Annotated in this window: 5 protein-coding genes and 6 pseudogenes; 4 read left to right on the plus strand and 7 right to left on the minus strand. The window is 46.4% G+C overall.

The genetic code is table 11. The features are described from left to right. The first annotated feature begins 51 nt into the window (after positions 1-51). The 3 genes and pseudogenes from ETA_RS00835 (at position 52) to ETA_RS00855 (ending at position 5,569) form a co-directional block, all read left to right on the plus strand. Positions 52-3,038, plus strand: a pseudogene (locus tag ETA_RS00835) (Tn3 family transposase). 97 nt (positions 3,039-3,135) lie between these two features. Further along, a pseudogene (locus tag ETA_RS18965) lies at positions 3,136-4,451 on the plus strand (Tn3 family transposase); the annotation flags it as partial. Positions 4,452-4,870: 419 nt separating this feature from the next. After that, on the plus strand, positions 4,871-5,569 hold the full coding sequence (locus tag ETA_RS00855; protein WP_042958478.1) for an acetolactate decarboxylase: 699 nt from the start codon (positions 4,871-4,873) through the stop codon (positions 5,567-5,569). 704 nt (positions 5,570-6,273) lie between these two features. Here the strand turns inward: ETA_RS00855 and ETA_RS00860 are convergent. The 6 genes and pseudogenes from ETA_RS00860 to ETA_RS00880 form a co-directional block, all read right to left on the minus strand. After that, complete coding sequence (locus ETA_RS00860) at positions 6,274-7,818, minus strand: GGDEF domain-containing protein (RefSeq protein ID WP_042958479.1); 1,545 nt, start codon at positions 7,816-7,818, stop codon at positions 6,274-6,276. Between the two features lie 313 nt (positions 7,819-8,131). Then, positions 8,132-8,349: pseudogene (locus tag ETA_RS18970) on the minus strand (IS1 family transposase); the annotation flags it as partial. Between the two features lie 43 nt (positions 8,350-8,392). Further along, positions 8,393-9,294 (minus strand): annotated as a pseudogene (locus ETA_RS18975) (IS3 family transposase); the annotation flags it as partial. A 12-nt stretch (positions 9,295-9,306) separates the two neighbouring features. Then, positions 9,307-10,454: pseudogene (locus tag ETA_RS18745) on the minus strand (IS30 family transposase). 67 nt (positions 10,455-10,521) lie between these two features. Next, positions 10,522-10,779: pseudogene (locus ETA_RS00875) on the minus strand (transposase); the annotation flags it as partial. A gap of 97 nt (positions 10,780-10,876) precedes the next feature. Then, positions 10,877-12,508 carry a methyl-accepting chemotaxis protein gene (locus ETA_RS00880; RefSeq protein WP_012439761.1) on the minus strand — a complete coding sequence of 544 codons (1,632 nt, stop codon included), beginning with the start codon at positions 12,506-12,508 and terminating at the stop codon, positions 10,877-10,879. Between the two features lie 476 nt (positions 12,509-12,984). Here ETA_RS00880 and ETA_RS00885 point away from each other — a divergent pair, with 476 nt between their 5' ends. Beyond that, positions 12,985-13,722, plus strand: coding sequence for a tyrosine-type recombinase/integrase (locus tag ETA_RS00885; RefSeq protein ID WP_407919827.1), 738 nt, complete (start codon positions 12,985-12,987; stop codon positions 13,720-13,722). 715 nt (positions 13,723-14,437) lie between these two features. Here the strand turns inward: ETA_RS00885 and repE are convergent. Beyond that, positions 14,438-15,181 (minus strand): replication initiation protein RepE, encoded by a 744-nt coding sequence (gene repE / locus ETA_RS00890; protein ID WP_012439763.1) that lies wholly within the window; start codon positions 15,179-15,181, stop codon positions 14,438-14,440. Between the last annotated feature and the right edge of the window lie 390 nt (positions 15,182-15,571).

Raw genomic sequence — 15,571 nt, forward strand, 5'->3', positions numbered from 1 at the left:
TAAGCATTTTTGTTAAAAATACCGCATCGAATAATTTATGAGGGAAACTATATGGCAAGGAGGCAGATTCTTTCACTGTCGGAAAGAGAATCATTACTGGCATTACCGGACGATGAGTTAACGCTGACCCGAATGGCGTATTTCAGCGAGCAGGATCTGGCATTTATTAATGCTCACCGTAAACCCGCCAGTCGGTTTGGTTTTGCCGTCCTTCTCTGTTATCTGAAAAATATCGGGTTTGCTCCGGATAAAAAATCGTCTCCACCGGCAGAATTGCTCAGAGTCATCGGCAACCGCCTTAAACTTTCAGCAGAACTCTGGCAGGAATATATTTCCGGCCGTGAGACCACCCGGCGTGAGCACCTGAGTGAACTCTATCGCTATCTGGAACTGAAGGCTTTCAATGGTGCGCTTCAGAAAGAATGTATCCAGTATCTGCTCCCTCTGTCTACCCGGACTGATCGGGGCATACTTATCGCAGAGGAATTACTGAAATATCTGCATCAACAGCGAATTATTGTTCCTGGTATTGATGTTGTGGAACGTACCTGTGCTGAAGCAATGACGCTGGGTGATAAAGCGATTTATACCACGCTGAATACGCACCTTAGTGCCACGCATAAATCAGCGTTTGATGCGCTACTGGTGACAACTGAAAAGCAAATTTCTCGTTTAACGTGGTTGCTTCAGCCTCCTGGGAAGATCAATGGAAAGAATGTCCTGCAACATATCGACCGCCTTAACACCATTGAAGCACTGGCGCTACCGGAAGGGGTGGAGAGAACGGTTCACCAGAACCGATTGCTGAAACTCGCGCGTGAGGGCCGCAAAATGAGCAGCCGGGATTTAGCTGATTTTTCCCCTGCGCGTCGATACGCAACGATAGTCTGTGAACTGACTGAAGCCAGAGCTACAATTATTGATGAAATTATAGAACTGCACGAACGTATTCTGGGCAGCATGTTCAGCCGGGCAAAACGTCAGCAGACCGAACGCCTTCAGAAAACAGGTAAGCTGATACAGCAAAAATTACGTCAGTATGTTTCCGTTGGGCAGGCAATCCTGGATGCACGCAACGCAGGCGAAGACCCTCTGTCTGCTGTTGAACAGATATTACCGTGGGAAGATTTTGCCGCCAGCCTGGAGGAAACCCGGCTCCTTGCACGTAAGGATAATTTCGAACCACTTCATCTTATTACCGAAAAATTCAGCACACTGCGTAAATATTCTTCCCGATTGTTATCGGCCCTGCAACTGATGGCCACTCCGGCCGCCTTACCTCTTAATGACGCCCTCGATACTATCCGTGAGATGTACCGTAAGCAGCTAAGAAAGATTCCTTCATCGGCACCGCTGGATTTCATTCCCGAGAGCTGGAAAAAGATGGTGATCACCCACTCTGGTATTGACCGGCAATACTATGAAATTTGCGCAATGAACGAGCTGAAGGGGGCACTGCGGGCCGGTGATATCTGGGTCCGGGGCTCCCGGCGCTACAAAAACTTTGATAGTTACCTTATACCGGGCGGTGATTTTGATAAATTATTAAATAATAACCAGTTGAATATACCTGTCGAAACAGAATGCGGGGCTTACCTTAAGGCCCGGCTGACGCTGCTGGCCTCCCGCCTGGAGGAAGTTAATGCAATGGCTGTCACAGGAGATCTGCCCGATGTGGATATATCTGACAAAGGCTTAAAGGTCACTCCCCTGGATAACAGAGTTCCCTCAGCAATTTCACCGCTGGCCGACCTGATTTACAACATGTTACCGCATCCCAAAATTACAGAAATACTGGATGAGGTTGAACGATGGACTGCCTTCACGCGTCATTTTACCCACCTGAAGAACCCGCTTACCCGCCCGCAGGATGATCGTTTGCTTCTCACCACCATCCTGGCGGATGGCATCAATCTGGGGCTGACTAAAATGGCAGAGTCCTGTCCGGGAACCACACGGGCTTCGCTGGAAAATATGCAGGCATGGTATATTCGCGATGAAACGTACTCTGCTGCACTGGCCGAACTGGTTAATGCCCAGAAGTCACGTCCGCTGGCAGCATTATGGGGAGATGGTTCAACCTCATCTTCTGACGGCCAGAATTTTCGGGTTGGCAGCCACGGCCGCTATGCGGGTCAGGTCAATCTGAAGTACGGCCAGGAGCCGGGTGTACAGTTTTATACGCATATTTCTGACCAGTACAGTCCGTTTTACACCAAAGTGATCAGCCGTGTTCGTGACTCGACCCACGTACTTGATGGCCTGCTGTATCACGAAAGTGATCTTGAAATAACCGAGCATTACACCGATACGGCAGGTTTTACGGAACATGTTTTTGCGCTGATGCATTTGCTGGGGTTCGCTTTTGCACCAAGGATCCGGGATCTTCACGACAGGCGGTTGTTTATACACGGGAAAGCTAATAAATACCCTGCACTACAGTCAATTATTTCCACAACACCACTGAATATCAAGGACATAGAAAGCCACTGGAGTGAAATCCTGAGGCTGGCCACCTCAATAAAGCAGGGAACAGTGACTGCGTCTTTGATGCTGAAAAAACTGGCCAGTTATCCCAAACAGAACGGACTTGCTAAGGCGTTGAGGGAAATTGGCCGTATCGAGCGAACTTTGTTTATGCTGGACTGGTTCCGCGATCCAGCATTGCGTCGCAGAGTTCAGGCCGGTCTGAATAAAGGAGAAGCCCTAATGCCCTTGCCAGAGGAGTCTTCATGCATCGTCTTGGCGAAATAAGGGATCGAGGTCTGGAAAACCAGAGTTACCGGGCCAGCGGACTGACGCTGATTACCGCCGCGATCACATTGTGGAATACCGTATATATAGAAAACGCCATTAACCTTCTGAAAAGAAAGGGGCTACATCTCAATGAGCAATTGTTGTCACACCTGTCTCCGCTGGGTTGGGAGCATATTAATCTGACGGGAGACTATATCTGGCGAAACAATAAAAAGCTGGCTGAAGGAAAGTATCGACCTTTGCGGTCAGTTGATGTCAGTCGGTACAAAAAATCACCCTAACGTACAATATTTTCCGTTTCCCAAACGGAGCCCTTACAGACAGGTTGCTGCACGTCTTGGCGAAAATGAGGCTGTCGAACTAGATGTTTCTGGCCCGAAGCCCCGGTTGACAATTTCTCCCCTAGCCAGTCTTGATGAGACGGACAGTCTGAAGCGACTGAGCAAAATGGTTAGTGATCTGCTCCCTCCAGTGGATTTAACGGAGTTGCTGCTCGAAATTAACGCCCATACCGGATTTGCAGATCAGTTTTTCCACGCCAGTGAAGCCAGTGCCAGAGTTGATGATCTGCCCGTCAGCATCAGCGCCGTGCTGATGGCTGAAGCCTGCAATATCGGTTTGGAACCACTGATCAGATCAAATGTTCCTGCATCGACCCGACACCGGCTGAACTGCACAAAAGCGAACTATCTGCGGGCTGAAACTATCACCAGCGCTAATGCTAGACTGGTTGATTTTCAGGCAACTCTGCCACTGGCACAGATATGGGGTGGAGGAGAAGTGATATCTGCAGATGGAATGCGCTTTGTTAGCCAGTCAGAACAATCAATACCGGAGCGAACCGCAAATACTTTGGTAATAACAGAGGGATCACCTGCTACAACTTTGTGTCCGATCAGTATTCCGGCTTTCATGGCATCGTTATATCGGGGACGCTGAGGGACTCTATCTTTGTGCTGTAAGGCTTTCTGGAGCAGTAGGCTGGGCGGAACCCAACCGAAATTATGACCGATACAGCAGGTGCCAGCGATCTTGTCTTGGGCCTTTTCTGGCTGCTGGGATACCAGTTTTCTCCGCGCCTGGCTGATGTCGGTGCTTCGGTTTTCTGGCGAATGGACCATGATGCCGACTATGGTGTGCTAAATGATATTGCCAGAGGGCAATCAGATCCCCGAAAAATAGTCCTTCAGTGGGACTAAATGATCCGGACCGCTGGATCCCTGAAGCTGGGCAAAGTAAAGGCTTCAGTGCTGGTCCGTTCATTGCTGAAAAGTGAATGTCCCTCCGGACTTACTCAGCCAATCATTGAAGTGGGGCGCATCAACAAAATGCTGTATCTGCTTAATTATATTGATGATGAAGATTACCGCCGGCGTATTCTGACCCAGATTAATCGGGGAGAAAGCCGCCATGCTGTTGTCAGAGCCATCTGTCACGGTCAAAAAGGTGAGATAAGAAAACGAGATACCGACGGTCAGGAAAATCAGTTGGGAGCACTGGGGCCGGTCACTAACGCTGTCGTGTTATGGAACACTATTTATATGCAGGCAGCCCTGAATCATCTCCGGGCGCAGGGTGAAACAATGAATGATGAAGATATCGCCTGCCTCTACCCACTTTGCCACAGACATATCAATATGCTTGGCCATTATTCCTTCACGTTGACAGAACTGGTGACCAAAGGACATCTGAGACCATCAAAAGAGGTGTCAGAGGCAGAAAACTTTGCTTAACGTGAGTTTTCGTTCCACTGAGCGTCAGACCCCAATATAGATATAGCCAGTGGCATGACGCTTGATTTCGGCAACGTAGATGTTGAAAGGGCTAGAGCGTGATCTTACACATTTACGTATGAATCCTTATGCTTAGCCTTACGCACCACGCCTTCAGTAGCTGGACAGAAGGAGCAACTGATGGCAATGGAAGCCACTGAAGCCCCTCAAAGCACCATCATGAACTAAATCAGTGAGTTGGTAGCGTTATCGGAATAACTATGTTGTTATAGGTCAGTATACCTCCTAGCCAACGAAATAAATAAGCAGATTTGATTTTTTTTTAACTAAATCACCTATAATAACCAGTGGGTCTATTTAAATGGCGAGGTTACCTTCTTATGAGTAAGATAGTTCAGTTTTCAACCATCGGGGCTCTAATGTCAGGTTTTGTTGATGGTGAGTTTGATTTTGATGCCCACAAGAATGAAAAAATGTTTGGGATCGGATGTTCAGAGGGGATGAACGGTGAGTTGACCATATCAAATGGTGAGGCATGGGAGGCGACTGCAGGTGAGGACGTACATAAAATATCGAAAAAGCTTGTCCCCTTTATACAAATAACAAATTTCGAATCCGAAAATTCATTCGAGTGTGATTTTCTTGATGAAGAAAATACAGCGTCAATTTTGAAAAAAAAATTAAACATAGAAAATGTTTTTATTGCAATAAATATTCATGCCATTTTTAATGAATTAAAAATTAGAACTCCTCAAAAGTCTAACTCTAAAGGAAGGACTGCTCTAGATATGGTCAATGAGCAGGATGTTAGCTCTTTAACTAACATCCGTGGGCAACTTATAGGGTTTTGGACACCAGAAATATATGGAAGGATTTCAGTCCCAGGTTTTCACCTTCACTTTTTAAGTGATGATAAAAAAACAAGTGGTCATGTTCTTCAGTATCATGCAAATAAAGCTATTTTTCACTTTCAGGTAAAAAACACCATTGAGATAAAAAACCCAACGAACAAGAAATATATGGATATGAGTATAAACGTAGATTTACTAGATTCATTGATAAGTAAAGTGGAAAAATAGTTTTTATTATACCATGCCTGTGTAACATGGATGTCAATGCTACACAGGACATAGGCATCGGCCAACCCTACCTTAACCAGAGTGGGATCGTGTAGTTATTTCAAGGATTGCCCCTTTCGGGATCTGGTGTATTCTGTAATTTTAGTCGGGTTGCGGCTTTTTTTAATACATCGAAATTTTTTCCGTAGTTAGGAGCAGATCACCATGCTCCTAGCCCTGCAGCGATATCACGTGGCAAAAAAAAATTTACGTTGTCATCCCCAATATTATTCGGCTCGTCTATCTCTGTGATTCTCTCCTCACGCTGTGCGTAGAGCAGGAATATACTGATTTCATTTTTATCATCATGAAGAGCCAACTAGGATGTCCAGATTACTCCTGCCTACGCTGGCGGACCAGGTCGATTAACATACCGCAACCCACGCGCGGCGAAATTACAGGTCTTGTTGTCTTCTTCACCAGATTAAAATCCTCCAGAGAAGATTAATAGAACCTGACATTACCGACAGGTGGCTGCCCGAATATAACTGCTAATGTCCGCCTCAATCACTGAACAATCTGACACAGGAAGAATACAGACTGATGAACAAGTAGTGCGAAAATTAAAAAGTGCACGAAACTAAAAGATGTGTATTTATACTTAAACCATAAATCAGATGAAATACGGTAAATTTTTACATGAAAACCGATGATCTGCATGCTCTTCATTCTAAGAATGTCACAAGATTTCTGCCATTTTTTTTAGATAAATAAAGTGCCTTATCTGCTTTAATTAATGCTTTTTCCAACCCTTTTGTTTTTTCACTGACAATGGATACACCTGCGGATACTGTAACTTTTTCTCTATGAGGGAATTCAGTTGTTGATATCATTTTTAGTGTTTTTTTCGCCATATTTACTGCATTTTTAGCTGACGTTCTTGGTAGTAAAAAAGCAAACTCCTCTCCTCCGAAACGGCTTAGTATATCTTCTTTACGGAAATTTTTTTTCAGAACTATCGCAATCGTACACAGCACAGCATCTCCAGTATTATGTCCATAGGTATCATTTATTTTTTTAAAATAGTCTATATCTAGATACAGCACAGAATGGAGGTTTATTTCCTGATAGTATTTTGAGTGAAAATAAAAACCGCGGCGATTATATAAATTTGTTAGAGGGTCCGTCATTACTTCCCCCTCCAAATATTCGACTTTGTCAGCCATCGAGCTTACATAGGATAGCAATGATTTTCTAATCACTTCGGCCTCCGCATACTGCGTTTTAACGAATTCAAGACTATCTATTTTTGAACATTCATCATCGGCATATAATGCTATACACTCTAGTGGCTTGGCTATTTTTTGTGATAAAAAAATTGTCAATACTGCAAGAGTGGTGATGATAGTTAAATAAAAAATATAAAATTCTTTTGCAATTGATATTAGCTTACCTGAGAAAGATTCCGATTGAGATGAAACTAGAAAAATAAAACCCATTTCATTTTTACTTGAAAACCCAACTAAATAGTTCCTACCCTCTATTTTCGTTGAAAAACTTCCGAATTCATTTTCTCTTAAATTTTCTTTATTTTTTTTGTTAGATAGGAATTGGTCGCCTAAAGAAAAATCACGTGTGCCTAATATGTTTTCTTCAGGTGGGTATAATATTTCAATGCTAATTTCATTCTTTAGTTTTTCTGTGGGTATCAGGTATGAAAAAATATTCTCTTTATTCAAAAATATATTCCCAACTATTTTTTTTTCATAAGATTCCTTACCATTTAAAAAAGGTTTTGATATGGAGATAATATAATAATTTAAAACGGGTGAGTAGAGGATATTTGTATGGTAATTTGATCCACCTACGTTTCTTTCTATCAAATTCGTTTGGTATTTTTCATCATTAAAGTTAAGTTTACGATATGATTCATGTAAGTTGCGATCAATGTCCTGCTCTATCTCTACAGAATTAAAAAGAATTTTTCTATTATTGATTTTTTCTAGTTCAAAATTTAGTTGTTTTTTGTTGTTGACATTTCTTACAGCATCAGCATAAGCATCAATTTCCAGTTGAGCGAGCCTTAAGTATTGATTGAAAGTATCTGTAATTTTTAGCGCATATGCCAAATTACGTTCTAAAATTTCTCTCTCCATATTTTTGTTTTGGTAGATTATAATGCTAGACATTAGCAATGTTGATATTAAAATCGCACTACCGACCGTTAGTGTAATAAGTAAAGTCCGAACTCTGTATTTTTTTTTGAGCATAAATGATCTTCTTATCGATAAATTTAGGTGGCAATAAAAAAATTTCTAATAAATTAGAAGAAAAATCTAATTTTGCCTTACTTCCAACAAACAAGCAATAGTATGCTATTTTTATGAATACTATCATAAGCTAAATAAAAGTAACTATCTTCCAATCGGTAGGCGAGGGTATTGCTGATTACTTTATCGGTATATTAAAAAATTAATTCTATTTTTATAGAATTACGAAGTTTATATCATTAGAAAGCTAAATTATTCTCAGGTGTTTAATGGAGACTGTTACAACGTTATGGCAATGGGTAATGACTCCAATTTACTGATAGTGTTTGATGTTCAGATAATGCCCGATGACTTTGTCATGCAGTTCTACTGATTTTGAGAATGATAGTGACTTTCGTCCCAGCCTTGCCAATTGCAGTCTCAGATTCAGGTTATGCCGTTCAATGCGCTGCGTGTAACGTTTGCTAATAGCGTGTGCAGCTTTCCATTTCGGCGTGATTCATACATCGGCCAGCCATCCGTAAGCCATACCCGATTGGGTATTCCCCCGGGCGAGATGCGTCCGGTGAAGTAGTCAACAAAAACTGGCCACCGAGTTAGAGTTTTTCCAGTATCGGTTTTCCGATTCGTTTGGTGGTAACCCACCGTTATATTCATGCGGTCTGAGCGCGCTGTAATATCCAACGATATAGTTCGTTATTGCATGAGTTGCATCGCTGAAGCTTACGTAACCCATTATTGGCACCCATTCGTTCTTCAGGCTTCGGAAGAAGCGTTCCATTGGGCTATTATCCCAACAGTTGCCACGCCGGCTCATACTCTGCCTGATCCGGTAGCGTCACAGTAACTGCCGGAACTGCCTGCTCGTATAATGACTGCCCTGATCGCTGTGGAACATCACTCCTGCGGGCTTACCGCGAGTTTCCCATGCCATGTCCAGTACTTTCATGGTGAGTCTACTGTCCGGCGAGAACGACATTGCCCAGCCCACTGGCTTTCTTGCAAACAGGTCGAGAGCAATAGCGAGGTATGCCCAGCGTTTTCCTGTCCAGTATAGGTTACATCACCGCACCACACCTGGTTTGGCTCTGTTACGGCGAACTGCCGCTCAAGGTGATCCGGGATAGCAACGTGTTCATGACCGCCACGCTTATACCGGTGAGTCGGCTGCTGACAACTGACCAGCCCCAGTTCTTTCATGAGCCGGCCAGCAAGCCAGCGCCCTATCTGATAGCCTCTCTGGGTTGCCATTGTGGCGATGCTTCTTGCACCGGCCGAACCATGGCTGATTCCATGTAGCTCAAGTACCTGACTTCGTAACACAGACCGTCTGCCGTCTGGTTTTTCAGGACGATTTTTCCAGTATTTATAGCTGCTGCGATGAACCCTAAACACATGGCAGAGAGTGGCCACAGGATAACGCGCCCTGAGTTTCCCGATTATCGAGAACCGTTCAGGGAGTCTGACATCAAGAGCGCTGTTGTAGATTCAATCTGTCAACGCAACACCCCTTTCAATTATCTCTTTCGGTGTTTTGAACTTCAGTGTCTTTCTCGGTCTGCTGTTTAGCTGAGCTGCAACCTGATCCAGCTCATGTTGAGTATATTGGGCAAGGCATGTCTTTTTGGGAAGGTACTGTCGAATTAGCCCATTAGTGTTCTCGTTTGTTCCCCGCTGCCAGGGACTCTATCGCAGAAGTAAACTTTAACTCCGGTTCTGCCAGTAAATTCCAGATGTCTGGCCAGCTCCATTCCTCTGTCCCATGTCAGTGATTGCCGGAGTTCAGACGGCAAGCTCAGGAATTTTTCGGTAAGAGCCTGATTCACTGAGAAAGAATCTTTGCCCCTAAGTCTAAGGATGATCGTATAACGTGATTTTCGGTCTACAAGTGTGGCTATATGCGAGTTTTTTGTGCCTGATACTAAATCGCCTTCCCAGTGCCCCAGAGAGCGTCTGTTATCTGTATGTCGGGAGCGTTCGTGAATTGGTGTTCCGTTCACTATGTTAATCGTACCTCTTTCACCTTTGCGGGTATGGCGTCTGCCATGGCGAAGGCTATGCGACCGGCGCAGATGCTGTACATTCAGGTGGTGTAGCGCTTCGCGGCTACGAAAATAGAGCGTTTTATAAATTGTCTCAGGTGATATTCGCAGTGTATTTTGAAGCGGTTTCGTTCGCCTTAACCATCCTGATATTTGCTCTGGAGACCACTTCATCTACAGCTTTTCTAGAACAAGCTCTCGCAACGGTAAATTCTGATCCAGCAAGCAAGGTTTTGATCTTTTCGTCATCTTGCTGGCTCGGTTATTAGCATCAACAGCTTTGTAATAGCGCCTGCCTCGATTACGCTGAACTTCACGTGAGATCGTCGAAGGACTACGATTCAGCGCAGTAGCTATCGCACGAATGCTCATTTTGGCTGACAAACCGGCTCGTATTTTCTCGCGCTCTGACAGCGTCAGGTGAGCTACAGCCCGCTTGCGCTCATTAGGTTTTATGCCGACAGTATCTCTTAACATAGTGAAGATTGTTCCTGGTTTCGAACCCAGAATATTAGCTATTTCACTGAAGCCTGTTCCGTTCTTCCACAGTTCAAAAACAGATGCTTTTTCCTTTGCTGTAAATGTCCGTCTCATTCAAAAACCCTCCGCAACCCCATGTTTTCACATGACTGTTGCGTTGACCAATTGAATCTACAGTAGCCTTTTTTAATATTTCGTTTTCCATTTCAATACGTTGTAGTTTTTTCTTCAGCTCACGTATTTCGATTTTTTCCGGTGTTATCGGAGAGGGTTTTGGTGTTTTGCCCTGCAGCTCATCACGCAGTTTCTTGACCCATTTTGTCATCGTGGAAAGACCGACATCCATAGCCTTAGCGGCATCAAAGACGGTGTAGTTTTGATCAACAACCAACTGAGCGGATTCGCGTTTGAATTCAGGACTAAATTTTCTTCTTTTTATTGGAGCACCTGTGTTGTTCTGAGGTGAGCATATCACCTCTGTTCAGGTGGCAAAATTCAGTAAACCACTACACTAGTAGCTGGACAAGTCAGATTGATCAGAAGGCTAGCCAGTCGTCACCTGACCCAGCAGCACCTTTCGCCGCCGCTGGCTTAACAACGGCTGGCGTTGACCGCAACGCAGATTCAGAACTTTCAGGCAGGCGGAATCTGGAAACTGACAGAGTCAGTTCAACGGTCTGGCGTTCTAACGCGCTGGCGGCCGAGGAGACTTCTCCAACCAGTGAGGCATTTTGCTGGGTGACGCTATCCATTTCTGAAACCGCAGTAGCCACCTGGTTTATCCCCTTGCTTTGTTCCTCCGAGGCGCAGGAGATTTGCTTCATAATCTCTGTGACCTCATTCACCGACTGCACGATATCCTTCATGTTGCTTCCCGCCTTGGCCACCAGTTTTGAGCCGTTATTTACGCGCGATACTGAATCGGCGATCAGGGTCTCAATCTCCTTCGCCGCGCCCGCACTGCGCTGGGCGAGACTGCGCACCTCACTGGCCACCACGGCGAAACCACGCCCCTGTTCACCGGCACGCGCGGCTTCTACCGCGGCATTCAGTGCCAGGATATTGGTCTGAAACGCAATGCTGTTTATAACGGAGGTAATATCGGCAATTTTCTTCGAACTGTCAGAGATCCCCTCCATCGTTGTGATCACGTCTGTCACCAGAACGCCGCCCTTTCCTGCCGTCAGGGAGGCGTTATCCGCCAGCGTACTGGCCTGACGGGCGTGATCGGCGTTAAGTTTTACCGTTGCCGTCAATTGTTCCATGCTGGCGGCGGTCTGCTCCAGCGCGGATGCCTGCTGTTCGGTACGCGATGAGAGATCGTTGTTGCCAGACGAGATCTCAGCCGCGCCAAGATGAATATTATCGGTTCCGCTGCGAATGGAGCTGACGGCTTCGCGCAGACTGTCCTGCATTTCCCGCACCATTGGCACCAAACGGCCGACGCAATTGCGACTTAAATCACGTAAAGTATGGGTGAGATCGCCTTCGGTAATCAGGCGGAAATGTTCACGCAGGTTATTCAGTGGACGAACCAGCATCGCGACTAAATAGCGGTCGGTTAACAGCAAAATAGCGATCCCGAGCACCATTGCCAGAATCAGTACGGTCTTGGTGGTGCTGATAAGGTGCTCGCCGTTTATCCGCGTTTGATCGAGTTTAGCCGCCGCAGCGGTGTTGAATTTCTCCACGCTTGCGCCAAATTCGCGGCTCAAGGCCGGGGTGACGGTACGGGCATGAAGGCGGTAGTCGTCAAGCGCGGGCTGCTGTGCCAGCCGCACCTGGGGAATGACGCCCTCTTCCAGCAGCTTCTGCCAGCGTTCCGTTGCCGCTGTGGCATACTGCCTATCCAACGGGCCTGGCGTATGCGCCTTAAACTCCGCCAGCAGTGCGGTCATATTTTCCAGAGATTGCTTTGCCGCATCCATATCCTGCGGCTTTCTAGAATCTGTAGCGCGAGCCAGGCGGGTAATCACGCGGAAATACTGGTCGTTGCCTTTACTCAGGATGGTCATCTGGTCGATCAACTGATGCCCGACCGCATCCCCTTTGCTCAGCTGGCTTAGGGAGCTTAGGCTGTATATGCCCACCGCCCCCCACATGAAACAGAAGATCCCCAAAATCCACAGCAGAACAGCGCGGATCGTGTAGTTTTTTAGAAAATTCATAATTGCTCCTGGCCTGGTGAAGCCGTCAATAATGCTTTGTTATTTTGAGTATTTCAGGAGGTGTTATCGGCGAGCCACTGGGGAACTGTGATATTATTTAGCAAAAAAAAGACTGAATCTTCATGGGGAATATAAATACTCCACTTTATGGACAATTAGCTCCCCCTGCACACCATCTTTCTGGCTGGGCATCTCCGGGATAGTCAGAATCAAAGCCGGAATCACCCCGGGCATATTTGGGATTACCCCTTTTATACCAAATTTAGCGATCGCTCCTGAAGCCACGCCCCTCAAGGGCTCAGGACGTTTTTGTTCGAAAATGGATCCTTTACCATCTTTGGATTACCCTCCATACTGCGAGTAAAACCAAATTCAGGATCCTCCTGGCGCGATTTATTGCGCTCGCTCCAGACATCCGGCTGCGGGAAAATGGCCGCATAAATCCACCGATCGCGCTACGTGAAAACTTTATGATAATGAACCCCGTTGCCCTGCAGAATTCACCAGAACGCATCAGTGCGCTGAGCATCGCGCCGGGCGTAGATTTTTCGATGGCCATTGCCCTGAGACGGATAGCGACGTCGAACGGCGTGACGCCCTTCTACCTGCTGGCACCAGAAGTGAGCGCATTACTCCACTATATGCCCGACCGTAAGCACCACTTTCTGTTCAGCACGCTGTGGAACACCGGTGCCCGTATCGGGGAAGCCTGCAGCCTTCAGCCGGAGTCTTTCGTGCTGGACGGCCCGCGACCTTTTGTGCGCATCCTCTCGGAAAAGGTCCGAAGCCGCCGGGGGCGCCCGCCTAAGGATGCCGTACGTCTGGTACCACTCAGTGACAGGAGCTACGTGCATCAGGTTATAAGCTGGATGGCCACCGCCCGTCCCAGGCGCCGTGAACCGATATGGTCAGCCACAGATGAAACCATGCGCAACTGGCTGAAGGCGGCGGTCAACCGGGCGGCGGCGGATGGCGTACATTTTTCAATACCGGTGACGCCGCACACGTTTCGCCATTCGTACATCATGCACATGCTTTACCACCGTCAGCCGCTGAAAGTTATCCAGTCACTCGTTGGCCACAAGGATGCACGATCGATTGAGGTCTATACCCGGGTGTTTGCACTTGAGCTTGCGGGTACGCTGGCCGTGCCCTTCACCGGCGATGGTTCCGATGCGGCGGCAGTACTACGCTCCCTGCCCCCCCAGTCGTAAATCACCGGATACAAGAAAAAATGCCGCACGCTGTTTACAACAGAGCGGTAGCAGCGGCGATGCGTGTCTGTGCTGGCATTCGGTGTCAGCTTATATAATTCCTTCATCAGGCTCACGGACAGGGTATCCCTCATGGCGATATCCTCCCGTATACCGGCGTAAAGGCGGGTTTCATGCCTTTCTTTTTCTGAATAAATGAGGTTATGCGGGTATTGCGCTGGCAACAACCGAATCTCTCTACATGTGACAAATTGCCTTCAAAGTTTCTTCACCACAGGTGCTCCGCTTAATACAGCTGGATTAAGGACTGTGACAATCTACCCTCATCATCCATACAGAGGTAACAGAGGTAACAGAGGTATCACGGCCAGTACAGATGATGTAAATGTGACAAAATGCCTTCAGTATTGAGTGGAACCTTCACTCATCATTGTTCATTGAAACGGTAACAAATCACCGTCAGAGCTCAGACCCCATTTTAAAAACTGCCCTTTACTTTCGGAATGACAACCGCGGCATTCTACCTCCGGGTACAGGGTCAGCCAAAGTGTGACAATCCGCCCTGAAAAGGGGCACATTGCATGGTGTGACGATATGCCCTGGGAACGGGAAGCATAGATGAAGAACCGTCAGTGGAAAGCGATATTAATTAGCGTGGCAAGAGTACGGGCTGTCAGGGATTTGCTGCAGCGCTGAAAAACCAGAGGGCAAGTTGTCACACTTCAGTAAATGAAAAAACGATATGGGTTGTCAGTCGTCCTGATTTTTTTTCAACATAAGTTACGCTTAGCGGGGTACGGCGATTAATCTCATCCACAACCGGAACCAGAAAACGACGACGGAAATCAGGCATACGGGTATAGCTTTGTGGCAGCTGGTAGCGTTCAATCATCCATTCTATCCCGAGAATGACGGTTCCATACCTCAGGTTACCCCTGTACTGACACAACGATTCATACAGGCGCATGGCATAAGGGCTGGTTATTTCGCGTGTTTCACCCAGGCGGAACTGAGTGAACCGATTCTGTAATCCGACAAAGTAAGGGATGAGGTAAGGATTAAGGTGGACGCTGTATACGCCCCTTGCCGGGCTGTGCGCACGCTTTATGAACCAGGGAAAAGACTCATATCCCTTCTCATCACCCAGATCTTCCTCTGGCTTATAGAAAACAACCTCTTTCCCGACGAAGTTTTTCAGAGCCTTTCGGATATCCTTACTCGCCTCCGCCGAGGTCAGTCCAAAGGTTTTCGCATAATGTGAAACGGCAATTTCGCACTTACCATCGTGGAAATTCTCACTGTCGTGTGTTTCTGTCCTGCGTATCTGATCGACAAACAGGTAGAGCATACGCTTCTGATCGCGGGAAAGACTGTAGGCAGCTTCAGTCAGTTCATTTGACTGTACGATGCGCTGCCCCACCTTTCGGGGTTTATCAGCAACGATTAATTCTGAGGTCATCGGATGTCGGATGCTCCGCTATTGTGACATGTGGTCAGGTTGTCACGCTAAAAAAGTGTTGTCAATAACCCTGTGTTTTTACTAATTTTTCAGGGCAGTTTGTCACAGATTTGAGGGTGAGTTGTCACAATAAAACCCCATATTGAGGGCAGAGTGTCACAGCATCAGGGCATTTTGTCACATAAACACGCTGCCAGGCTGCATCAGCCCTGGCCTCTGGGGGGGCTAAAAAGGGTTTAAAAATAATCTTAAAAAGATCTCTTTAAAAATGAGGCCTGTATATGTGTATAACTTTCGTGCTAACACAGCTAACGCGCCTGCGGCTTGTTCAACCTGCGAAAGGGGCATAAAAAATTTATGCCCCTTTCGCAGGTTAGTCTTCAGAAATCG

The organism is Erwinia tasmaniensis Et1/99 (assembly GCF_000026185.1).
GTDB lineage: Bacteria > Pseudomonadota > Gammaproteobacteria > Enterobacterales > Enterobacteriaceae > Erwinia > Erwinia tasmaniensis.